Source organism: Tianweitania populi, from assembly GCF_014652875.1.
GTDB lineage: Bacteria > Pseudomonadota > Alphaproteobacteria > Rhizobiales > Rhizobiaceae > Tianweitania > Tianweitania populi.
Genome location: NZ_BMZQ01000002.1, coordinates 1,439,659 through 1,463,426, shown reverse-complemented (window position 1 = coordinate 1,463,426; position 23,768 = coordinate 1,439,659). Strand labels below are relative to the sequence as shown.

Below are 23,768 nucleotides of genomic sequence, written 5' to 3'. Positions count from 1 at the left end.
GATCGCCTTGGCTGTTTGCGGCGGCATCGGCTACGGCGCCCATGTGCTGCTTTCGCCGACGCAAGGCGCCAATGCCGACATCCTGGGCGGCGTGGTCGGCGTGCTCGTGATCTACGTGTTTGCGATCATCGACAAGGCGATGAACCTCAACATCATGTCGCGCCTGGCGCAGCAGGTGATCATCGTTTTGATCCCACCTTTGGCGCTGGTGTTCCTGGTGCTGGGCACGATCTTCCTGGGCATTGCGACCCCGACCGAAGGCGGCGCCATGGGTGCTGTCGGCGCGCTGATCCTGGCAGGCTTCAAAGGCCGGCTGCGGATGGACGTGATCACCGGCGCGCTGATGTCGACGACGCGGCTGTCCGCTTTCGTGATGTTCATTCTGCTTGGCGCACGCGTGTTTTCGCTGACCTTCTATGGTGTGAACGGTCATGTGTGGGTGGAGCATCTGCTGACCTCCTTGCCGGGCGGCGAAGTCGGCTTCCTGATTGCGGTCAACTTCCTCGTCTTCTTCCTCGCTTTCTTCCTCGACTTCTTCGAGCTCGCCTTCATTATCGTGCCGCTGCTTGCACCGGCTGCAACCGCGATGGGCATCGATCTCATTTGGTTCGGCGTGCTGCTTGGCGTGAACATGCAAACGAGCTTCATGCATCCGCCGTTCGGCTTTGCGCTGTTCTTCCTGCGCTCGGTTGCGGCCCGCGTGCCGTATCTCGACCGTGTCACGGGCAAGAAGATCCAGCCGATCACAACCGGCCAGATTTATTGGGGCGCCGTGCCGTTCGTGGGCATCCAACTCTTGATGGTGGCGCTCGTCATCATCTTCCCGGGCATGGTGATGCACTACAAGGGCAATGCGCAAGCGGTGGATCCGAATACGATCCAGATCGACATTCCGGGCTTCGGTGATCAGGGCGGCGGCATGCCGAGCTTCGAAGTGCCCTCGCTAGGTGCACCACCCTCCTTCGGCACACCGCCGGCGATCCCCGGTCAGGAAGGGCAGCCGGCACAACCGGCAGCCCCGCCGCCCCCTGACTTGTCACAGCCGCCTTCCTTCAACTGAAGGCTCTGGCTTGATCCGAGAACCCCGGCTGCAAGGCCGGGGTTTTTCGTGAGGTGCGTCCTTCGAGGAAAGGACTACACCCCGCCCGCTTCGTCATCCTCGGGCTCGACCCGAGGATCCATGCCGGAACAGGGAAGGCTGCACGAAACACCTGACCGCCATCGCCTCGTAACACAGAACCGGTCAGGCATGGATCCTAGGGTCTGCGCCTCCGCTGACGCTCCGGCTCCGCCCAAGGATGACGAAGAGCGTACAGCAGTCACCGTTTCCATTCGCTCCACATGAAAAAAGGGAAGAGCTGCATGAAGGCGGTGCGTCCTTCGAGGCTCGCCCGTTCAACAAAAGCTAATCGTTGCCATTGTCTTGCGGGCTCGCACCTCAGGATGAGGACGGTTGGGGTTAGCCGCACCCTCACCGCTTCCACCAACAAAAAACCCCGGCTCGGTGGCCGGGGTTTGATGCTGGATGATGGCTGGGCTTACAGCTTGTTGGCGCGTTGGAGCGAGACCATGAAGCTGTCGAAGGGGTAATCGGCGACCTGGGTGTAGAGGTAGTTTTCCTTGCGGAAGGCCTTGATGGATTCCCAGATCTTCTTGAAATCGGCATTGGTGGTTTCGATGCTGGCGAACAACTCGTTCGTGGCGTCGAAGCAGGCCTGCATGATTTCGGGGCTGAACGGGCGCAGCTGCGCGCCGTTGGCGACCAGTTTGCGGATCGCGATCGGGTTCAGGTAATCGTATTTCTGCAGCATGTTCGCGTCGGTTGCCTGGCAGGCCGTGCGCAGCAGCGACTTGTAGTGCTCCGGCAGGCCATCATAGGCCGCCTTGTTGAACATGAAGTGGACGGTCGGGCCGCCTTCCCAGAAACCGGGATAGTAATAGAACGGCGCGACCTTCTGGAAGCCGAGCTTTTCGTCGTCATGCGGGCCGACCCATTCGGCTGCGTCGATCGTGCCGCGCTCGAGCGACGGATAGATGTCGCCGCCGGCGAGCTGCTGCGGAACGACGCCGAGCTTGCTCAGCACTTGGCCAGCAATGCCGGCGATACGCATCTTGAGGCCCTGAAGATCGGCCGGCGTCTTGATTTCCTTGCGGAACCAGCCGCCCATCTGCGTACCGGTATTGCCGCCTGGAAAGCCGATCAACCCGCTCTTGCCGAGGAACTCGTTATAAAGAGCCATGCCGCCGCCATGATACATCCAGGCGTTCATGCCGCGCGCGTTGAGCGCGAAGGGGACGGCCGAGCCGAGCGCCCAGGTCGGGTCCTTGCCGACATAATAATAGCCAACGGTATGAGCGGCTTCCACGGTGCCGGACGACGCCGCATCCATCGCCTGCAGGCCCGGCACGATTTCACCGGCAGCGAAGGGCTGCAGGGTGAAGTTGCCTTCGGTCGCCTCGCTCATCATCTTGGCGAGATCCGGAGCGCCGCCATAGATGGTTTCAAGCGACTTCGGGAAAGACGAGGCAATACGCCAGGTGATCTTCGGATTGGACTGCGCGATGGCCGGCGCGGCCAGCGTCGTGGCAGCGGCAGCAGCGCCAGCACCTGCAAAGCCTGCCTTGGTGATAAATGTACGACGATCCATGATGCTCTCCTCCGCCATCGTCTCGAATCCGTGATGCCGAATTCTTGTTAAAAGCTCCCCCCGGCGCCTGTTGGCGACCGGCTTGGAAGCGCATGAATACACGCTGCACCGGGAGTGTCTAGCAGCGCGACATAAACACTTAGGCGCAGCAATGGACGCGCTGCCCGCACGGTCTTTATTGAACGAAAGGCAGCTGCATTGGTCTGGAAACGGAGGGCGTAACCCCATATTAGGCGCGCTGTGGCTTCGTGCCGCAAACATCAATGACACTAAGCGGATCAGCATAGCATGGCGACATTTCAGGACAGTTCGGAATCGCTGCGCGACGCGCTCATGCGCACGATCAGCCAGATCCGCGGCGAGCATGTCACCTTGCGCGAACTGGTGCGGCTGATCGGTGAACAGGGCCTGCTGCTGCTTTGCGCGCTGCTGACGATTCCCTTCCTGCTGCCCGTCTCCATTCCTGGCGTATCGACCGTGTTCGGTGCGGCGATCATCCTTATCAGCGTCGGCATCATCACCAATCGCGCGCCCTGGCTGCCTGAGCGTTTGATGGACCGCCCGCTCGACGCCGACAAGCTGAACGGCATCCTGAAGCGCGGCGCCGACATGGTGGCGAAAATCGAGCGCGTGATCCGGCCGCGCGTGCGGGCACTGACCGATGGTGCCTTCATCAATCGGCTGAACGGCTTCGGCATTATGGCTGGCGGCATCCTGCTGATCTTTCCGCTGGGCCTGATCCCGTTTTCCAACACGCTGCCGGCTTTTGCGATCCTGTTCCTGTGCCTCGGCATTTCGCAGCGCGACGGCGTGTTCGTGATCCTCGGCTATCTCACGCTGGTTGCGACCGTCATCTATTTCGCAGCATTGGCCTATGCCGCCTTTGCCGCCGGTCAGGGTCTGGCCTCGTTCTTCGGCGGCTGAGGTCCCTTGGCGTGATACTGGGCCGGGCTTACATATCCGGCGACCTGGAGAGTTCGTGATGTCCCTGCCCATCATTGCCGTGCCGACCGACAAGCGTGCCTTTGACAACTACACGTGGCATGCGACGCCGCACCAATATCTGGAAGCGGCGGTGGCTGTGGCAGGCGTGATGCCGGTGCTGGTGCCATCCTTCGGCGAACGGATCGACATCGACGGCCTGCTCGACCGTGTCGATGGCGTGATGATCACCGGCTCAAAGAGCAATGTGCATCCCTCGCTCTACGGCCAGGAAGCCACGGAAGCGAACGGGCCTTATGATCCCGATCGCGACGCGACCTCCCTGCCCCTGATCCGCCGGGCGATCGAACGCGGCATTCCGCTGCTCGCGATCTGCCGCGGCATTCAGGAAATGAACGTCGCCATGGGCGGATCATTGGCCGCCGAGATCCAGGAGCGCGAAGGTGCGATGGACCATCGCGCGCCGGAAGAGGCTACCCAGGATGAGCGCTTCGCCATCCACCAGCCGGTGACGATCAAGCCAGGCTCGTGCCTGGCCGGTGTGTTCGGCGCGGGCGACATCACGATCAACAGCGTGCATCGCCAGGCGGTGGATCGGCTGGGCGATCGCTTGCAGGTTGAAGCGGTCGCGCCCGATGGCACCGTCGAGGCCGTCTCGGTGAAGGATGCCAAGGCCTTTGCGGTCGGCGTGCAGTGGCATCCCGAATATTGGGCGGCCAGCGACGAGGCCTCCGGCCAGTTGTTCCGCGCCTTCGGCGATGCCGTGCGCGCCTATGCAGCGCGCGGACTGCAACAGGCGGCTGAGTAGAACTCAGGCTTTCCGACTAATCGCGGCGGTTTCGGGAACGGGCGTCAGAGCCTCTCCCCTACTGAACCAGCTTTCCAGATTGTCGACCAGCAGGTCGGCCATGGCTTCGCGCGTATGCTGCGAGGCCGAGGCGACATGCGGCAACAGCGTGGCGTTGTCTGCATCGATCAGCGCTTGCGGCACGTGGGGCTCGTTCGCGAATACATCGAGACCGGCAGCGAGGATGGTTCTGGCTTGCAGGGCTTCAATCAAGGCGGGCTCATCGACTGTCGCACCACGGCCGACATTGATGAACACGCCATCGGCCCCCAGCGCCTGGAGGATGTCGGCATTGACCGCACGGGTCGTTTCAGGTGTGGCGGGCGCGACGTCGATCAGCGTGTCGCAGGCCTCCGCCAAGTCCTTGAGCGTGGCGTGGTAGGTGTAGGATACGCCCTCGACGGGGCGGCGGTTGTGATAGGCGATAGCAACGCCGAACCCTTCCAGCCGGCGCGCGATGGCCAAACCGATACGGCCCATGCCGAAGATGCCGATACGGCGGCCGCGCAGCGTTCCCTTCGACAGTGGGAAAGGACCCTGCGGCCACTGGCCGGCACGCAGGAAGCGTTCGGCCTGGCCAAAGCCGCGCACGGTATTCAACAAAAGCGCGATCGCGGTGTCGGCGACTTCGTCCGTCAGAACATCGGGCGTGTTGGTGACGACGACGTCTCGCTGCACGGCATGAGCGGCATCCACGGCATCATAGCCAACACCGAAGCTGGCGATGATCTCGAGCTTGGGCAGCGCGTCGATGAACGGAGCGGAAGCGCCGAGGAAGCTCGCTGCAACGCCGCGCACGTGCTCGCGATCATCCGGCGTCAGCAGATCGGCATCCGGCCGGGCGATCTCCCTGATCTCGAATTCCTTGGCAAGGCGCTTCAGCACGTGAGGGATCAACTTGCCGGTAACGAGGATCAAGGGACGGCTGGTGGTCATGAAGCGTGCTCCCGCTCAATCAAGAATTTGCTCACTATGCCAAAGCAGTGATCGAAAACAGAGTCTTCTTCTGAAGGCTGCGGGGAACCTTGGCGAACAAGCGGAGTTATGTGTGTGATCGTCCGCTACGATGGTCCAACCTGAGATCACGAAAGGAATTTGCTATGAAGACCAAGCTTTTCGCACTCGCTCTCGCCATGTCGATGACTGCCGGCGCAGCCTATGCTCAGACCGCTATCGAGACTCCGACCCAGTCGGGCGGTTCGGAAGCGACTGGCCAGAACACGCAGCAGGGCGTACCGGAACTGCCGGGTGAGTCCGTTGGCAACAAGGGTAATGGTACCGCTGTTGCTCCTGCCCTGCCGAGCCAGACGGTTGTCGGTAACTTCTACACCGACTCCTCGATGGGCACCATGCGTACCGATGAGGAGATCGGCACCTACTGGAAGGGCCTGAGCCCGGAAGAACAGCAGGCTGTTCGCGACGGCTGCACGGACGAATTCACCGCTCAGAACAAGGACACGCCAGAGTCCACGCTGAACGTGTGTAAGAAGGTCAACGGCATGAAGTAAGCTTCGGCTTACTGGATTGCTTGAAAACAGCGGGCTTCGGCCCGCTGTTTTTGTTTGTGAGTATATCAAAGCAGCGATCGCGCTGAAGGCGTTATCATCACGCATCTTCACAAACTTGTAAGCCGCGCAACTTTTGCGATGCACCATCGTTTCTGCTGCAGTCGCGAACAAGATCCATCATAGCCGTTCGCGACAACCATTAAGAACTGACAGGATTTGATTATGTCTATGAAGATGCTTGCTATTGCCGCCGCCGTTCTGAGTGCAACCGCTGGTGTTGCGTCCGCTCAGGCCGTCGGTTCCAAGACTGAAGCCGGTGCTGGTCTTTTCGACCAAGGCGGCGCTTACTACCGCGGTCCAGACAGCTCGCCGGGCAACAGCGTGAACGGCAGCAATGTCGACCGTTCGACCACCCAGTCGATCGGCAAGGTCATGCGGGACGGTTCGTCCGCGCAGCCGCGCATTCGCTCGGTGGTGAAGGACAACAAGGCAGTTCCGGCGGATACCCGCAACGAGAGTGGCCTTGGCATGTTCGACAGCTCGAACTAAGCCGAGCTGTTATCGAAACGAAGAAGCGGCCTTCATGGCCGCTTTTTTCGTTTTCAGTTGCGCTCGATTGCCTGTCCGGTGGACTGGCGGACATGCAGTTCCGGCGTAATCAGATCCTGCGGCAGATGCACGGTTGCGCCGTTCAGGCGGTCGAGCAAGGCACGCGCTGCTCTCCGGCCCACTTCCCGCTGGCCGTTCCACACTGTGGTCAACGCCGGCGTGGCGATGGACGCTTCTTCCAGATCGTCATAGCCGGTGACGGATACATCGACGCCCGGCACCAGGCCCGCGCGAGCCAGACCGTTCATCAGGCCGATCGCCACCAGATCGTTCCAGCACACGGCTGCCGTCGGCTTGTCCGCAATGTCGAGGAAGCGCGGCGCGGCTTCGAACCCCGCGAGCTTCGTGCGCGGACCGGCAACCCGCCAGCCCGGATCGACCGCAATCCCGGCCCGTTCCATGGCGGCGACATAGCCTTGATAGCGATCGCGACCGGTCGAAGTCTGGTCGGTACCGCCGACCATTGCAATGCGGCGATGGCCCAGCGAAATCAGGTGATCTGTCGCAAGTCCTACGCCGAACGCGTCGTTGCCGCGGAAAACCGGAACTTCGGCGCCGACCACGTCACGCGCAATGAGCACGACGGGCAAGCCGTTGTCTTCGGCCATGCCGATATCGGCGGCCGGTGTGCCGATTGCCGGTGACATGATGACGCCATCGGCACCAAGCTGCAGCAGCGTGTCCATGAAGGTGCGCTGCTTTTCGAGCTGGTCGTAGTGGTTGGAGAGAATGAAGGTCTGACGGCTGCGGTCGAGCTCGGTTTCGATGGAGCGCAGGATTTCTGCGAAGAACGGGTTCATGATGTCGTGAACCACGACACCGACAATGCCCGACCGCGACGTGCGAAGGCTGGCGGCGCGGCGATTATAGATATAGCCGATCGCGCGCGCATGCTCCTTGATGCGTTCACGCGTCGAGCCGGCAACGAGCGGACTGTCACGCAAAGCCAGCGAAACGGTAGCCGTCGATACGCCAAGCGCATCCGCAATCGTCGACAGTTTGATCTTCTGCGCCAGCTTGATCCTCCGAGCCGCACCAGGATCGGGGACGAACACGCCCCCTAAATCGGTTGATGGGGCTTATGCCATGCAGAAGACGAAGACGGAACTGTTTTTGGCATGCCCTATTCGGGCGCTATTCCGCTGCGACCGCTTCTTCGAGTTCGATGACGTCTTCGGCATCGGTTTCGGCAACGGCGCCGGTCAGGTTACCCTCGATCTTCATCAGGAGCTTGAAGAGCGTCTTCTGGTCCTTCTTGTCGAAGCCCTTCAGCGCAAGTTTTTCGGTCTTGCGGATCGACTTCTCGATGGCCTTGATCGCATCACGACCGGTTTCGGTGAGCGACACATGCGCCTGGCGCGCATCTTCGGTGGACTGCGCTTTGACGAGAAAGCCCTGCCCTGCCAGACGATTGATCGTCTTGGTGATGGTTGGCGGGCGCACGCCGAGCCGAGCGGCGAGTTGACTTGGCGTCTGGCCATCATCCTGCGCCAGTGCCAGCATGATCTGGTCCTGGCCGGCATAGAAGCCATGGGCGAGCAGACGCGAGGCGAGCGCCGTGCGCGAAAGCCTTGCACTGGATTGGAGGCGCGTCAGCACCGTCCCTTTTTCCGATTTTGCCATCTTTCCCTCGGGACCGCCTGACCACGACTTGATTATCCGGGCACCTTACGCCTTCTAGAGCCTGAACTCATAAGGCGACGCATGTGCTGGAACCCTTTATGGGCAGTGCTCGCTTGCCACGGTGATGTTACAAGCAGATGACGAAAACAGAAGCCGACAAACAACCATCCACCATTGCCGTGTTGCCGCTGGGCGCAACCGAGCAGCATGGGCCCCATCTGCCGTTCGAAACGGACACGATCATTGCGCAAGGCGTGGCAGAACGCGCGAAGGCACTGTTGCCGACGTCGCTTGATGTGCACTTCCTGCCTGTGGAGCCGGTCGGCTATTCGCCAGAGCACCTGCATGTCGCGGGCACAAGGAGCTTGTCCTACAGCGAAGCGATTGAGCGCTGGATCGGCATCGGTGCGAGTTTGAACAAAGCCGGCGTGCGCCGCTTCGTGCTGCTCAATGCGCATGGCGGCAACTCGCCTTTGATGACCGTGGTCACAACCGAACTGCGGCAGCGCTTCGCCATGCTAGCGGTGGCGACGAGCTGGACGCGCTTCGCCTTGCCGGAAGGGTTGGTGTCAGCGGAGGAAAAAGCGCTCGGCATTCACGGCGGTCTGGTGGAAACGGCCGTCATGCTCGCACTGGCGCCGGATCAGGTCGACATGACGAAGGCGCAGGATTTCTCCTCGCAGCAGAGCGACTTCATCAACCGCTTCAAGCATCTGCGCGCTTACGGGCCGCATGCTTTCGGCTGGCTGATGAGCGATCTGTCTGCGGAAGGGGTTGTCGGCAACGCGGCGGCCGCGACGTCGGAACTCGGCAATCGCATCCTCGATCACGCCGCACGTGGCTTCGTGGAACTGCTCGAGGATGTCTCGCGCTTCGACCTGGCGACTTTCGATTAGGAGGCTGCTCCCGCACGATCAGGTCGTGCAATCGCCATAACATCGTCCTATATGGACAAACGAAACACTATAACATCCCGAAGAGGTCCGCCATGAGCGAAGCCGCAACCGCAGCAGCCCCACAAGCTCCCGCACAGATCCCCGTCACCGTCCTGACCGGCTATCTCGGCGCCGGCAAGACCACGCTTCTCAACCGCATCCTGTCCGAAGCGCATGGCAAACGCTATGCCGTGATCGTCAACGAGTTCGGCGAAATCGGTATCGACAACGACCTGATCGTGGAATCCGACGAGGAGATCTACGAGATGAACAATGGCTGCGTGTGCTGCACGGTGCGCGGCGATTTGATCCGCGTGGTGGAGGGCCTGATGCGCCGGCCCGGCCGCTTTGATGCGATCGTGGTGGAAACAACCGGCCTCGCCGATCCCGTGCCGGTGGCGCAGACCTTCTTCATGGACGACGATGTACGCGCCAAGACCCGGCTCGATGCCGTGATCGCCCTGGTCGATGCCAAGCACCTGCCGCTGCGCTTGAAGGACAGCCGCGAGGCCGAAGACCAGATCGCCTTCGCCGATGTCGTCGTGCTGAACAAGGTCGATCTCGTTTCCGAAGACGAAGTGCGCAAGGTGGAAGCCACGATCCGCGCCATCAATCCTGCCGCCAAGATCTACCGCACGACCCGTTCGGGTGTCGACCTCGCCAATGTGCTCGACCGCGGCGCCTTCGACCTCAACCGCGTACTGCTCAACGATCCGCACTTCCTTGAAGAAGCGCATGATCATGACCACGACCATGACCATGTTTGCGGCCCCGACTGCGGCCATGATCATCACCACCATGATCATGGGCACGAACACCACCATCATCACGACCATGACCACGATCACCACCACCATGGCGACGTTTCGCCGATCCACGACGTGACGGTGCAGTCGATCTCGCTGCGCGGCGGCGAAATGGATCCGAAACGCTTCTTCCCGTGGCTGGACAAGGTCACGCAGACCGATGGCCCGAACATCCTGCGTCTCAAGGGCATCATCGCGATCAAGGACGATCCGGACCGCTATGTCGTTCAGGGCGTTCACATGATCGTGGAAGGCGACCACCAGCGCGCCTGGAAGGACGACGAGAAGCATGAATCGCGCCTCGTTTTCATCGGTAGGGATCTCGATCGCGAGAAGCTGACGCGCTCCTTCGAAGCTTGCCAGGCCCAGTAAACAAGCATGCCCACTGTTGCACCGCTTGACCTCGACGGTCACTGCATCGCCGCCGTCTTCCTGGACGGCGTGCCGCATTTCGCTCTAGCCGACGGCACGATCCACCGGCTCGACCATGGCCATCAATGGACGCAGGTTCATGACGGCCTGCTTTGCGCGAGCGTCGAACACTCCGGCAAAACGCTGCTGACTGGCGGCGAGGACGGCAAGGTCTGCCGCTCCGGTGGGAGCACGGAAGTCGAGGTGCTGCATGAAGCGCCGCGCAAGTGGATCACCTCAGTGGCAGCCGGGCCGCAAGGCGTGCTTGCTTTCGGCAGCGGCCGCACCGCCTTTGCGCGGCTCGCCAATGGCACGATCAAGCCGTTCGAGCATCCGCGCTCGGTGGAAGGTCTGGCTTTCGCGCCCAAGGGCCTGCGCTTCGGCGTCGCCCGCTACAACGGCGTGACGCTGCATTTTCCAGGCACTGAGGGCAAGCCGGTGGAGATGGAATGGGCCGGCGCCCATACCGGCGTGACCTTCTCGCCCAACGGCGATTTCCTCGTTACCACCATGCAGGAAAACGCCCTGCATGGCTGGAAGCTGTCGGATGGCCGCCACATGCGCATGACCGGCTATCCCACCAAGGTGAAGAGCTTTTCCTGGAGCAATAAAGGCCGCTGGCTCGCCTCCTCCGGCGCACCGGCCGCAATCGTCTGGCCCTTCCAGGGCAAGGACGGCCCGATGGGCAAGCCGCCGCTGGAACTCGGCACGCGCGGCAACACGATGGTGACCGCTGTCGCCTTCCATCCCAGCGAGGAGATCCTGGCAATCGGCTATGCCGACGGCATGGTGTTGGCCGTGCGGGTCGCGGACCAGAAGGAAATCCTGCTCAAGCGCGAAGGCAAAGGGCCGATTTCCACTATGAACTGGGACAAGGACGAGCGCCGTTTGGCCTTCGGCACGGAAACCGGCGACTGCGGCGTGATCGACATAGCGGGGTAAAATCAGGCCGCGGGGTCATCCAAAACGTGTCAGGATGACGCTGCGGCATCCACGTTTCCGCTGGAACGGTTGCGCAGAGAACATATTATGAACGCATGGCCGTTCTCAGCACTCGCGAAAAGCTGGCGATCCTTTCGGACGCCGCGAAATATGATGCATCCTGCGCGTCCTCAGGAGCGGCGAAGCGCAACTCGCTGAAGTCGGGCGGCATTGGCTCGACCGAAGGCTCCGGCATCTGCCATGCCTATGCGCCGGATGGCCGCTGTATCTCGCTGCTGAAGATCCTGCTGACCAACTTCTGCATTTACGACTGTTCGTATTGCATCAACCGCTCGTCTTCCAACGTGAAGCGGGCGCGCTTTACGGTCGACGAGGTCGTGCAGCTGACGCTGAATTTCTACAAGCGCAACTATATCGAAGGCCTGTTTTTGTCCTCCGGCGTGATCCGCTCGCCGGATGAGACGATGGGCGAGATGGTAGAGATCGCGCGGCAGTTGCGCGAGATGCACAAGTTTGGCGGCTATATCCACCTCAAGACCATTCCCGAATGCGCGCCGGAATTGCTGGATGCGGCGGGTAAGTATGCCGACCGTTTGTCGATCAATGTCGAGCTGCCAACCGACGAGGGCGTGAAGCGGCTGGCGCCGGAAAAGAAGCCGGAAACGATCCGGCTGTCGATGGCGAACCTGCGTTCGCGGATCGAGGAGAAGTCCGAGCCTACCATGAAGACCAAGCGCCGCGAGCGCTTCGCGCCGGGCGGTCAGTCGACGCAGATGATTGTGGGGGCCGACCAGACCACCGATGCGACGATCCTGAAAACGAGCGCGCGGCTCTACGGCTCCTATCATTTGCGGCGCATCTATTTCTCGGCTTTCAGTCCGATCCCGGATTCGTCCGCTGCCTTGCCGTCGATGAAGCCGCCGCTGATGCGCGAGCATCGGCTTTATCAGGCGGATTGGCTGATGCGCTTTTATGGGTTCTCGGAACAGGAGATCGTTGCGGATCAGGCGGATGGCATGCTCGATCTGCAGGTGGACCCCAAGCTTGCCTGGGCGCTCGCCAATCGCGGACAGTTTCCGCTGGACGTAAACCGCGCCAGCCGGGAGATGCTGCTGCGCGTGCCGGGGCTTGGCACCAAGGCCGTGACGAAGATCCTGGAAGTGCGGCGTTATCGCCGTCTCAGGCTGGAAGATGTCGGCAAGCTCTGCGCGTCCGTTGCCAAGGTGCGGCCGTTCCTCGTTGCGGAAGGCTGGTCGCCGGGCGGCCTGACCGACACGCAGCATCTGCGCCAGAAGTTGGTGCCGAAGCCGCAACAGCTGAGCCTGTTCTAATGGGCGCGCAGCCAAAACCCCTTCCCTTCTCCTTCGAGGTCCTGCTCGATGGCGAAACGGATTTCGCTGGCTGGCGTGACGCCGCACGGCGCCTTGCGCTGAACGAGGTGCCGTCGGATCGCGTGACATGGTCGACCGGCAGCAATGGCGACCTGTTCGGTTCGCGTGAGCCACTGCCCGATGTGCCCGAGGGCGCGACAATGAACGTGCCGCGCGCCTTTGTGGATCTGGCCGAACTGGTAATCTGCCATTCCGACCCGCAGCGCTTTGCCCTGCTCTATCGCATCCTGTTCCGGCTGCGATCCGACCACGATTTGATGAAGATCGCGTCCGATCGCGACATCATCCGCTTGAGCGAGATGGGGAAGAGCGTGCGGCGCGACATCCACAAGATGCGCGCTTTCGTGCGCTTCCGGCAGATCGTGGAAGGCGAGGTCGAGCGTTATGTCGCTTGGTTCGAGCCCCAGCATCACATCGTCGAGCGCAACGCGCCCTTCTTCCAGCGCCGCTTCACCGGCATGAATTGGACGATCCTGACGCCGGAGCTTTCGGCCGATTGGGATGGCGAGACGCTGCGCTTCGGGCCGGGTGCCGAGAAACGGGACGCGCCGAGCGACGACGATCTCGAAGCGTTGTGGAAGACCTACTACGCCAACATCTTCAACCCTGCGCGGCTGAAGGTGAAGGCGATGCAGGCGGAGATGCCGAAGAAATATTGGCGGAACCTGCCGGAGGCCACGCTCATTCCTGATCTGATCGCGGGCGCCGAGAAGTCCGCTCAGGAGATGATAGCCAGGATGCCGACCATCCCAGCCCCTCATCATGAAACCGTGCGCGCCAAGCATTGGTCGAAGGCCGAGCCCCAAATTGGCGATGGCGCTGACGCCTCAACCATTGATGAACTGCGCGACGCCGCCAAAGGCTGCCGCCGCTGCCCGCTGTGGTCCAATGCGACGCAGACCGTGTTCGGCGAAGGTCCGGACGACGCGCGCATCGTTTTTGTCGGCGAACAGCCGGGTGACCAGGAGGATATTGCGGGCCGCCCATTCGTCGGTCCGGCCGGCAAGGTCTTCGACGGCGTGCTGGAAGAAGTCGGCGTCGACCGCTCCATCACCTATGTCACCAACGGCGTAAAGCATTTCAAATTCGAGCCGCGCGGCAAGCGCCGCATCCACGCCAAGCCTAATGCCGGCGAAGTCAGCGCCTGCCGCTGGTGGATCGACTACGAGCTGAAATTGATCAAGCCGGATCTAGCTGTGGCACTAGGTGCGACGGCCGCACTGTCGCTGCTCGGCAAGGCAATCGCGGTCACCAAGATGCGCGGCCAGGTGGTAACGCGGGACGATGGATTGCGGGTGTTTCTGACGATCCACCCGTCGTTTATCCTGCGTATTCCCGATCCACGCGACAAGGAAGCCGAGCATGCCCGGTTTGTCGCCGATATGCGGGCTGTCAAAGAATTGATGGCCGAATAAACTGCGGTTCATTAGTTATTTCCAATATACACATCTTTTCACGGCGGCGTGAAATATCGTGGCCTTTTATTGGTCCTTCTATACTTGCCACTGAGCCAACAGTCAGAAGGAGACAACATGAAGAACATTGCCCTCGCCGCCTCGATGATACTTGCGCTTTCCGCCTCGGCATTTGCCCAGTCCAGTATGTCCCAGAGCGTCAAGGCTGCCGACCAGGATGTTTCCAACGGTATCGTCAGCGCCGATACAGTGATGGCCGCAAAGAATGGTTGGCTGGTTGTTCACCGCACCGACGCGGAGATGAAGCCCGGTCCGGTCGTCGGCTATGCGCCGATCCGAGAAGGCACCACCAACGATGTCGCCGCCATTCTGACCGAAGATATTGCGTCAGGCGACATGCTCATGCTGATGGTGCATTCGGAGGACGGCGGAACGAAGCGTGGCGTGTTTGAATACACGCTGGGCGCAAAGGAAGATGGTCCGGTTCGCGTTGACGATAAACTGGTGATGACGGTCATCAAGGCCCAATAAAGACCGAGACTGCTTCAAAAGCCAGTTTTGGCGATCGCTAGAACGGGCTTTTTGTTGCCTTACCCGCCACATAAACCTCGCGCACGGCGCGGTCGTCACCCAGTGTTTGCAGAAGGAACAGTTCATCGGCGAGCGAGCCGATCGTTTCCTTGCGTAGCGCCATCGTGGGCGTCGCGGCTGCGTCGAGGACTACAAGATCTGCGTCGGTACCCGCATCCAGCGTCCCGACATGATCGCTGATCGACAGCGCTTCGGCATTGCCGCGCGTGATCTGCCAGAAGGAGGCGAGCGGGTTGAGCTTTTCGCCTTGCAGGGCGATGACCTTGTAGGCTTCGTCCATGGTGCGCAGCAGCGAATAGTTGGTGCCGCCGCCGACATCGCTGGCGACCGCGACGCGCAGCGGCTTCTCGCGACGGTTATAGCGGTGATAGGCGAACAGGCCGGAGCCCAGGAACAGGTTGGATGTCGGGCAGAACACGGCGACCGAGCCGCTGTCAGACAGCGCATCGGCCTCTCGTTCCGACAAATGGATACAGTGACCGAACAGGCTCTTCGGGCCGGTCAGGCCATAATGTTCGTAGATCGCGGTGTAGTCCTGAAGGCCGGGATAGAGCGCCATCGTTTCGGCGATCTCGGCATGGTTCTCTGACAAATGCGTCTGCACATGGCAGTCCGAATACTCCCGCGCCAACGCACCGGCTGCTTCCAGCTGCTCAGGCGTCGAGGTCAGCGCGAAGCGCGGCGTGATGGCGTAGCGCTGGCGGCCGCGATTGTGCCAGGTCTCTATCAGCGCCTTGGAGTCGTCGTAGGCCGTTTGCGCGGTGTCGAGCACAGCGTCCGGCGCATTGCGGTCCATCATCACCTTGCCGGCGATAACCACCATGTTGCGGGCACTGGCCTCCTCGAAGAAGGCTTCGGCCGACGACTTGTGCACCGAGCAATAGGCCGCGACCGTCGTGGTGCCATGGCGGATGCTCTCGTCCAGGAACAAGCGCGCGATGCGGCGGCCGTGCTGGGCGTCGCGGAACTTGGATTCTTCCGGGAAGGTGTAGGTGTTCAGCCAATCCAGCAGTTCTGTGCCGTAGGAAGCAATGACCTGCATTTGCGGCATGTGGACATGCGCGTCGATGAATCCCGGCAGGATCAGATGCGGCCGGTGATCGATGACGGCAGCGTTCTCGCCCGCCACCTGCGACACGCGATCATAGGCGCCGGCTTGCACGATCAAGCCATCGCGCATCAGCACCGCACCATCCTCATCGTAAGAACAGGCAGCAAGATCGTCGCGGCTTTCCGGGCGACGGAGGAACCACAGCACGCGGCCTCGGATCAGCATTTCACGCATCGACAAACCTATCCTTCATCATCGCGCGCCGTGTTTCGTCTGGTCTGTTCGGCAATGCAAGCGATGGCAGTGATTCGATCGGCTGATCTGCTTGCCACGCAAAGCTGCCATGCACTCTACATTGGAACAGTTCTAAACTATCGGCATTGGTGCTATAGAAAGCGAAGGGAAAGGAACCCATCATGAAAATGCATCAGACCAAGAACGACACGCCTTCCAATACCAAGCAGGTTTCGATCGAACTGCTGAACGCGCGCCTTGCCGACGCCATCGATCTCGCGCTTATCACCAAGCAGGCGCATTGGAACCTCAAGGGTCCGCGTTTCATCGCGATTCACGAACTGCTGGATCAGTTCCGCACCGCGATCGACGAGCATGTCGACATTATCGCAGAACGTGCCGTGCAGCTTGGCGGTACGGCGCTTGGTACGAAGGAGACGGTTTCAGAAAAGAGCAAGCTGACGGCCTATCCGACCGATATCTACAAGATCGAGGATCATCTGGCCGCTTTGATCGACCGCTATGCCGATACGGCGAATGCTGTTCGCAAGTCGATCGACGAGGCTGACGAAGCGGGTGATGCCGACACTGCCGACATCTTCACCGCCTTCTCACGCGTGCTCGACAAGAACCTCTGGTTCCTGGAAGCGCATGTGCAGGAAGCTGCCTGACATCACAAAGCGAGCGGCTAAAACGGCCGCTCGCTTTTTGTTTGAAGGGCTGTCACCGAAAGCCCTGAAGTGAGCCGTTTAACGGCGCTTCGACGCACCTCGATCCGGCCGAATCCTATTTCTGGCGCGCAAATTATGTATTTGCGACACGGTCCGTTATCCTCCTCATTCTCCTGTCCACCGCGCGAAAACTTTGTCTTTCCTGGGTAATTTTACGAGGAAAGATGGAAAAATTTGGCGCATCCGGGGTTACGATCCCCTGTTTGCGACGGTATCAATTACGCCATGCCATGTCGCATCCCATCGGGTGACAGGGGCCCGGCGCCTTGTCATACTCGCCTTCAATGAAGCCGGTTTAATCGGCTCAACCACCGACAGAGTGAGGAACAAACGCATGTCCAACGAACTCGATTTCTTGAGCCGCAGCGTTGCATCGGGCCGGTTGAGCCGACGCGATTTTCTTGGCCGGGCGGCAGCGCTCGGCGTTAGCGCCACCTTCGCCAATGGCTTGCTGGCGAGTGCCGCCAAGGCGCAGGCACCGCAGAAGGGCGGCGCTTTGCGCATGGGTCTGGTGGGTGGCGAATCCACCAACAGCCTCGATCCCGCAACCATCCTGACCCAAGTGCCGCAGAACTTTTCCTCGACCTGGGGCGAACTGCTGGTGGTCCAGTCGCCGACCGATGGATCGGCGCAGCCGGTTCTTGCGGAATCCTGGGACTCCTCACCGGATGCGGCTGAGTGGAGCTTCAAGATCCGCAAGGGCGTGACCTTCCACAACGGCAAGGAGATGAAGCCCGAAGACGTGGCGCAGACCATTCGCCGCCATGCCGACGCCAACACCAAGTCGGCAGCACTCGGCGTACTCGGCGACATCAAGGAAGTGAAGGTCGACGGCGACAATGTCGTGTTCCAGCTGCAGCGCGGCAATGCTGACCTGCCGCTGCTTCTGACCGACTACCACCTCATCATCCAGCCCAATGGCGGCTTCGACAATCCAGCCGACGGTATCGGCACCGGCCCTTACAAGGTCGAGGTCGACGAGCCGGGCGTGCGCCACATGTCGACGAAGTATGACGGCTACTGGCGCGACGATGTCGGCCACGTCGATTCCGTCGAAGTGATCGTGATGAACGACAACACGGCCCGCATGGCAGCCCTTCAGTCCGGCCAGGTCCACATCATCAACCGCGTCGAGCCGAAGACCGTCGCCCTTCTGGCGCGCGCGCCGGGCGTGAAGATCGTCAGTGTCCCCTCCAAGGGCCACTATGTCTTCCTCATGCATTGCAACACCGCGCCGTTCGACAATGCCGACCTGCGCATGGCGCTGAAGCTTGCCATCGACCGCGAGCAGATGGTGCAGCAGATCCTGCAGGGCCATGCCTCCGTGGGCAACGACTTCCCGATCAACAAGAGCTATGCGCTCTTCCCCGAAGGCATCGAACAGCGCGCTTACGATCCGGAGAAGGCCAAGTTCCATTACCAGAAGTCCGGCCATAGCGGCCCGCTCGTGCTGCAGACCTCCGACGTTGCCTTCCCCGGCGCCGTGGATGCCTCGCAGCTCTTCCAGCAGCAGGCGCAGAAGGCCGGCATTCAGATCGAGGTCAAGCGCGAGCCAGGCGACGGATACTGGACCGAAGTCTGGAACAAGCAACCGTTCTGCGCTTCCTATTGGGGTGGCCGCGCGACGCAGGATTCCATGTATTCGACGGCCTATGTCAAAGGCGCGGATTGGAACGACACCCGCTTCTTTGACGAAGGCTTCGACAAGATCATTCTCCAGGCGCGCGCCGAACTCGACGACACCAAGCGCGCCGCACTTTACCGCGACGCGGCCACCAAGGTGCGCGACGATGGCGGCCTGATCCTGCCGATGTTCAACGACTTCATTGATGCGCATCGCGAGGAAGTTCAGGGCTGGGTCGTCGATCCCAACCATGAAACCTCCAACCTGAAGGCCGCGATCCGCGTCTGGCTCCAGGCCTAAGTTTCATGGGGGGCGCAACCGTCGCAAAACTGATCGCCCAGCGTATTGCGCTGGGCGTTCTTCTCCTTCTGGCCGTGTCGGTGCTGATCTTCGCCGGCACGCAGATCCTTCCGGGCGATGTCGCCCAATCCATTCTCGGCCAGGCTGCAACGCCTCAAGCATTGGAAAACCTGCGCCGTGAGCTGGGGCTCAACGATCCCGCTTATATCCGCTACTTCCGCTGGCTGTTCGGTATTCTGCAAGGCGATCTTGGCACGGCGCTGTCGAACAAACGCGATATCGCAACGGCCCTGAGCGGGCGCCTCGCGAATACGCTCTTCCTTGCGGCTTGCGCGGCCGTCGTGTCGGTGCCGCTTGCCATCCTGCTCGGCCTGTTGGCGGTGCGCTATCGCAACGGCATCATCGACAAGGCGATTTCCGGCTTTGCACTGGCCTCGACCTCCTTGCCGGAGTTCTTCATCGGCTATCTGCTGATCCTGGTTTTTGCCGTGAAGCTGCAATGGTTCCCCGCAAGCTCGACGGTTTATGACAGCATGAGCTTCCTGCAGCGATTGCAGGCAGTGGTGCTGCCGGCAACCGCTCTGACCCTAGTTGTGCTGGCTCATATGATGCGCATGACGCGTGCGGCCGTGCTTAACGTCATGCAGTCCGCTTACATCGAAACGGCCGAGCTGAAGGGCCTGAGCCCGCTCAAGATCATCCGCCGCCATGCGTTCCCCAACGCCATCGCGCCGATCATCAACGTCGTCATGCTCAACCTCGCCTTCCTAGTGGTGGGCGTGGTCGTGGTGGAGGTGATCTTCGTTTATCCGGGCATGGGGCAGTATCTCGTCGACCACGTATCGAAGCGCGACGTGCCCGTCGTGCAGGCGGTCGGTTTGATCTTCGCCGCCGTCTACATCACGCTGAACATGGTGGCCGACATCGCTGCGCTCCTTGCCAATCCGCGTCTGAGGCATCCGAAATGAGCATCGCCCGTATCCCCATCGGCGCGTTGATCGGATTGGTCCTCACCGCGATGTTCCTGATCATGGCGATCTTCGCGCCATGGATCGCACCCTTCGGCAATGGCGAGATCGTCGGCGAAGTCTGGGCGCCGATGTCATCAGCGCACTGGCTCGGCACCGACAATATCGGCCGCGATCTGCTCACGCGCATCATCTATGGCGCGCGCACCACGATCTTCATTGCCGTGCTGGCCACCGCGCTGTCGTTTACGCTGGGCGCCGTGCTCGGCTTCACCGCAGCTGTGGTCGGCGGATGGTTCGACACGATCATGTCGCGCTTCGTCGATCTACTGATGTCGATTCCGACGCTGATCTTCGGCCTCGTCGTTCTGTCGGTTCTGCCTTCCACCATGCTGACCCTGATCCTGGTGATGGGCATCCTCGACTCCACCCGCGTGTACCGCTTGTCACGTGCGGTTGCGGTCGACATCAACGTCATGGATTTCGTGGAAGCGGCGCGCCTGCGCGGCGAAGGCACGGGCTGGGTTATCTTCCGCGAGATCCTGCCCAACGCCCTGTCGCCGCTGATTTCCGAGCTTGGTCTGCGCTTCATCTATGCCGTGCTGTTCCTGTCGGCGCTGTCCTTCCTCGGCCTCGGCGTTCAGCCGCCAAATGCGGATTGGGGCGGCATGGTCAAGGAAAACAAGGATGGCATCGTGTTCGGCATCGGCGCAGCCCTCATCCCGGCCGCTGCCATCGCGGCGCTGGCGATCTCCGTCAACCTCGTGGCGGACTGGGTGCTGAACCGGACCACCTCGCTAAAGGGAGGCCGTGGCTGATGGCTGAAGCACAATCAAAAGCCCGGCCCAAACCACGTGCTGAGGGCGCCCTACTCGACATCCGCAACCTGCGCATCGAGGCAACCGTTTATCCGCCCGGCGAGAAGCCGCGCGACGTCGTTCTGGTGGATGACGTGTCACTCAAGCTCGAACGCGGCAAGGTGCTCGGCCTGATCGGTGAATCGGGTGCCGGCAAGTCCACGATCGGCCTGTCTTCCATGGGCTTCGGCCGGGGCGGCGTGCGTCTCACCGGTGGCGAAATCCTGCTGAACGGCCGTGACCTGCGCAAAACCGGCGCCGGCGGTCTGCGCCGGATGCGCGGGCGCGAAGTCTGCTATGTCGCGCAATCGGCGGCCGCTGCCTTCAACCCCGCGCACAAGCTGATGGACCAGGTGGTGGAAGCCGCTCTGGAACATCGCGTTCTCTCGCGCGCCGCAGCCGAAAAGCGCGCGATCGAACTCTTCCGCAAGCTCAGCCTGCCGAACCCCGAAACGATCGGTGAGCGCTATCCGCACCAGGTGTCCGGCGGCCAGCTGCAGCGCGTGATGACCGCGATGGCGCTGTGCTCGGAGCCGGATCTGATCGTCTTCGACGAACCGACCACCGCGCTCGACGTAACGACGCAGATCGACGTGCTGGCGGCGATCAAGGAAGCAATTCGCGACACGCATGTGGCGGCGCTCTACATCACCCATGATCTGGCGGTGGTGGCGCAGGTGTCCGACGAGATCATGGTGCTGCGCCACGGCAAGCTGGTGGAATGGGGCGGCACGCACCAGATCATCAAGGAACCGCGCCAGGCCTACACCAATGCGCTGGTTTCCGTGCACCAGATCGAGCATCAGGAACATGCGCCGGGCGTGACGCCCGTTTTGTCGGTGAAGAACGTGACGGCCTCTTACGGTGGCGGCACGGTCAAGGTGCTGAAGAACGTCTCGGTCGACGTGTTTCCTGGCCAGACGCTCGCTGTCGTCGGCGAATCCGGCTCCGGCAAATCGACGCTCGCCCGCGCCATCACCGGCCTGCTGCCGCCGTTGGAAGGTTCCATTACCTTCGACGGCCGCACGCTTGGTAACAAGCTTGCCGACCGCTCGCGCGACGATCTGCGCGAATTGCAGATGATCTACCAGATGGCCGATGTCGCGATGAATCCGCGCCAGACCGTCGGCACGATCATCGGCCGTCCGCTCGAATTCTACTTCAAGATGCACGGCCGCGAACGCGACCAACGTGTCGCCGAACTGCTCGAAAAGATCGAGATGGGCAAAGGCTATGCCGACCGCTATCCGGCCGAACTCTCCGGCGGCCAGAAACAGCGCGTCTGCATCGCCCGAGCGCTCGCCGCCAAGCCCAAGCTGATCATCTGCGACGAGGTCACCAGCGCGCTTGACCCGCTCGTGGCGCATGGCATTCTCGAACTGCTGCTCGGGCTGCAGGCGGAAGAAGACGTCGCATACCTCTTCATCACGCATGACCTTGCCACCGTAAAGTCGATCGCCGACTCCATTGCCGTGATGTATCGCGGAGAAGTCGTGCGCTATGGCTCCAAGAGCACCGTGCTCACCCCGCCCTTCGACGATTACACGGACCTGCTGCTGCGCTCTGTGCCGGAAATGGAGATCGGCTGGCTAGAAAAGGCGATCCAGGGCCGCAAGATGGCAGGCGCAGGCAATTGACCTTAGCCAGCTAAACGACAAATGTTGTTTTCAGGACTTTCTACGTCGTTCCGGTCCATCGTCGGAACGACGTTTTGCTTACAGGAGTATCCATGTCAGAACTCGACTTCCTCAGCCGCCGTGTCATGACCGGCCGGCTGTCGCGCCGTGACTTTCTTGGACGGGCTGCGGCACTGGGCGTCTCGGCTGCGTTCGCCAATACGATGCTGTCGACCGCCGCGCAGGCGCAAAGCCCCGTTCGCGGTGGCATTTTGCGCGCCGGTCTGCAGGGTGGCGAATCCACCAACAGCCTCGATCCGGCGCTCAACCTCAGCCAGGTTCCCTTCAACTTCTGCAAGCAGTGGGGCGAGTTCCTGTTTCGCCTGACGCGCGATGGCGGCCTCGAAAACCGCATCGCGGAAGACGCCGGCCCATCGTCGGACGCCAAGACCTGGACGATGAAGATCCGCCAGGGCGTGGAGTTTCACAACGGCAAGACCGTGACAGCCGAGGACGTAGCGGCCACGATCGAGCGTCATGCCGATAAGAACTCAAATTCCGGCGCGTTCGGCATTCTCGGCAATGTCGACACGATCAAGGCGAGTGGCAACGAGGTCGTGATTACGCTCAAGGAGCCCGACGCCGAGTTCAACTATCTTCTTGCCGACTACCATCTGCTGATCCAGCCCAATGGCGGCAAGGATAACCCGACATCAGGCATCTCGGCCGGTCCCTACAAGGTGACGGTGGACGAGCCCGGCATTCGCTATGGCGGCGAGCGGTTCGAAAACTTCTGGGACAAGGAGCATATGGGCTTCGCCGACCAGGTCGAAATCATCGTGATGAACGATCCGACGGCACGTATGGCAGCCCTCCAAAGCGGCCAGGTCCACTTCATCAACCGAGTCGAGCCGAAGATCGTGGATCTCGTGAAGCGGCTGCCGGGCGTCTCGATCGAGAACGTGTCCGGCAAGGGCTATTATCCCATCAACATGTTCTGCGACACGCCGCCTTTCGACAACAAGGATCTGCGCATGGCGCTGAAGCTTGCGGTGGATCGCGAGCAGATGCTGCAAACGATCCTGCGCGGCTACGGCACAGTGGGCAACGACTTTCCCGTCAACAAGGCCTATCCGCTCTTTCCCGAAGGGATCGAACAGCGCGTCTTCGACCCTGAAAAAGCGGCCGAGTTCTACAAGAAATCGGGTCACAGCGGCTCGATTCTCTTACGCACCTCCGACGTCGCCTTTCCGGGCGCCATCGACGCTGCGCAGCTGTTCCAGCAAAGTGCCGCCAAATGCGGCATCACGATCGAGGTGCGCCGCGAACCAGGCGACGGCTACTGGTCGGAAGTCTGGAACAAGCAGCCTTTCTGCCTGTCCTACTGGGGTGGTCGGGCGACGCAGAACCAGATGTACACCACCGGCTACACGTCGAATGCCGACTGGAACGACACGCGTTTCAAAAACCCGCAGATGGACCAGATGGTGGTGGCATCGCGTGGCGAACTCGACGAAGAAAAGCGCAAGGGCATCTATCGCGACATGGCCGTGCTGATGCGCGACGAAGGGGGGCTTATCGTACCCTTCTTCAACGACTTCATGGACGCCGTCGCCACGAACAAGGTCGGCGGCTACAACAAGCACGTCGCTGGCGAGTTGATGGACGGCTACAGCTTGGCGGAATGCTGGGCGACCGCTTGATCATCTAAGGGATCAC

At 61.3% G+C, this 23,768-nt stretch carries 22 protein-coding genes; 17 read left to right on the top strand and 5 right to left on the bottom strand.

Annotated elements, in window-relative coordinates; all coding sequences use genetic code 11:
• Window positions 1-1,060, top strand: a 1,060-nt coding sequence (locus tag IE166_RS16440) for a TRAP transporter large permease subunit (protein WP_189505788.1), incomplete at its 5' end; no start/stop codon positions are given.
• A gap of 478 nt (window positions 1,061-1,538) precedes the next feature.
• Here the strand turns inward: IE166_RS16440 and IE166_RS16435 are convergent.
• The gene (locus IE166_RS16435; protein ID WP_189505786.1) at window positions 1,539-2,648 is read right to left on the bottom strand and encodes a TRAP transporter substrate-binding protein; all 1,110 of its coding nucleotides are present in this window, start codon (window positions 2,646-2,648) and stop codon (window positions 1,539-1,541) included.
• Between the two features lie 288 nt (window positions 2,649-2,936).
• Here IE166_RS16435 and IE166_RS16430 point away from each other — a divergent pair, with 288 nt between their 5' ends.
• Together IE166_RS16430 and IE166_RS16425 are read left to right on the top strand one after the other, a co-directional pair.
• Window positions 2,937-3,572 (top strand): exopolysaccharide biosynthesis protein, encoded by a 636-nt coding sequence (locus IE166_RS16430; protein WP_189505784.1) that lies wholly within the window; start codon window positions 2,937-2,939, stop codon window positions 3,570-3,572.
• A gap of 58 nt (window positions 3,573-3,630) precedes the next feature.
• A complete protein-coding gene (locus IE166_RS16425) occupies window positions 3,631-4,398 on the top strand; it encodes a gamma-glutamyl-gamma-aminobutyrate hydrolase family protein (RefSeq protein ID WP_189505782.1) in 768 nt (255 codons plus the stop codon).
• Window positions 4,399-4,401: 3 nt separating this feature from the next.
• On the opposite strand, the gene IE166_RS16420 is transcribed toward IE166_RS16425, so the two are convergent.
• Window positions 4,402-5,373, bottom strand: a complete 972-nt coding sequence (locus tag IE166_RS16420) for a 2-hydroxyacid dehydrogenase (protein WP_189505780.1) — start codon at window positions 5,371-5,373, stop codon at window positions 4,402-4,404.
• A 164-nt stretch (window positions 5,374-5,537) separates the two neighbouring features.
• Between IE166_RS16420 and IE166_RS16415 the strand changes: the two genes are divergently transcribed.
• Entirely contained in the window at window positions 5,538-5,945 is a 408-nt protein-coding gene (locus tag IE166_RS16415) for a hypothetical protein (RefSeq protein WP_189505778.1), read from the top strand.
• Between the two features lie 222 nt (window positions 5,946-6,167).
• Window positions 6,168-6,494 carry a hypothetical protein gene (locus IE166_RS16410; RefSeq protein WP_189505776.1) on the top strand — a complete coding sequence of 109 codons (327 nt, stop codon included), beginning with the start codon at window positions 6,168-6,170 and terminating at the stop codon, window positions 6,492-6,494.
• A 53-nt stretch (window positions 6,495-6,547) separates the two neighbouring features.
• Here the strand turns inward: IE166_RS16410 and IE166_RS16405 are convergent, their stop codons facing one another.
• Together IE166_RS16405 and IE166_RS16400 are read right to left on the bottom strand one after the other, a co-directional pair.
• A complete protein-coding gene (locus IE166_RS16405) occupies window positions 6,548-7,570 on the bottom strand; it encodes a LacI family DNA-binding transcriptional regulator (protein ID WP_189506060.1) in 1,023 nt (340 codons plus the stop codon).
• 118 nt (window positions 7,571-7,688) lie between these two features.
• Window positions 7,689-8,177 carry a MarR family winged helix-turn-helix transcriptional regulator gene (locus IE166_RS16400; protein ID WP_189505774.1) on the bottom strand — a complete coding sequence of 163 codons (489 nt, stop codon included), beginning with the start codon at window positions 8,175-8,177 and terminating at the stop codon, window positions 7,689-7,691.
• Window positions 8,178-8,314: 137 nt separating this feature from the next.
• On the opposite strand from IE166_RS16400, the gene IE166_RS16395 reads away from it, so the two are divergent.
• The 6 genes from IE166_RS16395 to IE166_RS16370 all read left to right on the top strand — a co-directional run bounded on the left by IE166_RS16395 (window position 8,315) and on the right by IE166_RS16370 (window position 14,608).
• Entirely contained in the window at window positions 8,315-9,073 is a 759-nt protein-coding gene (locus IE166_RS16395) for a creatininase family protein (protein ID WP_189505772.1), read from the top strand.
• Window positions 9,074-9,165: 92 nt separating this feature from the next.
• Window positions 9,166-10,290 carry a CobW family GTP-binding protein gene (locus IE166_RS16390; RefSeq protein WP_189505770.1) on the top strand — a complete coding sequence of 375 codons (1,125 nt, stop codon included), beginning with the start codon at window positions 9,166-9,168 and terminating at the stop codon, window positions 10,288-10,290.
• A gap of 6 nt (window positions 10,291-10,296) precedes the next feature.
• The gene (locus IE166_RS16385; protein ID WP_189505768.1) at window positions 10,297-11,271 is read left to right on the top strand and encodes a WD40 repeat domain-containing protein; all 975 of its coding nucleotides are present in this window, start codon (window positions 10,297-10,299) and stop codon (window positions 11,269-11,271) included.
• A gap of 95 nt (window positions 11,272-11,366) precedes the next feature.
• The gene (locus tag IE166_RS16380; protein WP_189505766.1) at window positions 11,367-12,602 is read left to right on the top strand and encodes a putative DNA modification/repair radical SAM protein; all 1,236 of its coding nucleotides are present in this window, start codon (window positions 11,367-11,369) and stop codon (window positions 12,600-12,602) included.
• On the top strand, window positions 12,602-14,077 hold the full coding sequence (locus IE166_RS16375; protein ID WP_189505764.1) for a UdgX family uracil-DNA binding protein: 1,476 nt from the start codon (window positions 12,602-12,604) through the stop codon (window positions 14,075-14,077). The genes IE166_RS16380 and IE166_RS16375 overlap by 1 nt, the downstream gene beginning before the upstream one ends.
• Window positions 14,078-14,194: 117 nt before the next feature.
• Entirely contained in the window at window positions 14,195-14,608 is a 414-nt protein-coding gene (locus tag IE166_RS16370; RefSeq protein ID WP_189505762.1) for a DUF7282 domain-containing protein, read from the top strand.
• A gap of 37 nt (window positions 14,609-14,645) precedes the next feature.
• Here IE166_RS16370 and guaD read toward each other — a convergent pair whose 3' ends face one another.
• The gene (gene guaD, locus IE166_RS16365; protein WP_189505760.1) at window positions 14,646-15,953 is read right to left on the bottom strand and encodes a guanine deaminase; all 1,308 of its coding nucleotides are present in this window, start codon (window positions 15,951-15,953) and stop codon (window positions 14,646-14,648) included.
• A 182-nt stretch (window positions 15,954-16,135) separates the two neighbouring features.
• On the opposite strand from guaD, the gene dps reads away from it, so the two are divergent.
• From dps to IE166_RS16335, 6 genes are all read left to right on the top strand, one after another.
• Complete coding sequence (dps, locus tag IE166_RS16360) at window positions 16,136-16,624, top strand: DNA starvation/stationary phase protection protein Dps (RefSeq protein WP_189505758.1); 489 nt, start codon at window positions 16,136-16,138, stop codon at window positions 16,622-16,624.
• Window positions 16,625-17,018: 394 nt separating this feature from the next.
• The gene (locus IE166_RS16355) at window positions 17,019-18,608 is read left to right on the top strand and encodes an ABC transporter substrate-binding protein (RefSeq protein WP_189505757.1); all 1,590 of its coding nucleotides are present in this window, start codon (window positions 17,019-17,021) and stop codon (window positions 18,606-18,608) included.
• A gap of 5 nt (window positions 18,609-18,613) precedes the next feature.
• Window positions 18,614-19,576 carry an ABC transporter permease gene (locus IE166_RS16350; RefSeq protein WP_189505755.1) on the top strand — a complete coding sequence of 321 codons (963 nt, stop codon included), beginning with the start codon at window positions 18,614-18,616 and terminating at the stop codon, window positions 19,574-19,576.
• Window positions 19,573-20,394, top strand: coding sequence for an ABC transporter permease (locus tag IE166_RS16345; protein WP_189505753.1), 822 nt, complete (start codon window positions 19,573-19,575; stop codon window positions 20,392-20,394). Before IE166_RS16350 ends, IE166_RS16345 begins: the two co-directional genes overlap by 4 nt.
• Window positions 20,394-22,070 carry an ABC transporter ATP-binding protein gene (locus tag IE166_RS16340; protein ID WP_189505751.1) on the top strand — a complete coding sequence of 559 codons (1,677 nt, stop codon included), beginning with the start codon at window positions 20,394-20,396 and terminating at the stop codon, window positions 22,068-22,070. Before IE166_RS16345 ends, IE166_RS16340 begins: the two co-directional genes overlap by 1 nt.
• Window positions 22,071-22,162: 92 nt before the next feature.
• Entirely contained in the window at window positions 22,163-23,752 is a 1,590-nt protein-coding gene (locus IE166_RS16335) for an ABC transporter substrate-binding protein (RefSeq protein ID WP_189505749.1), read from the top strand.
• Window positions 23,753-23,768 lie beyond the last annotated feature (16 nt).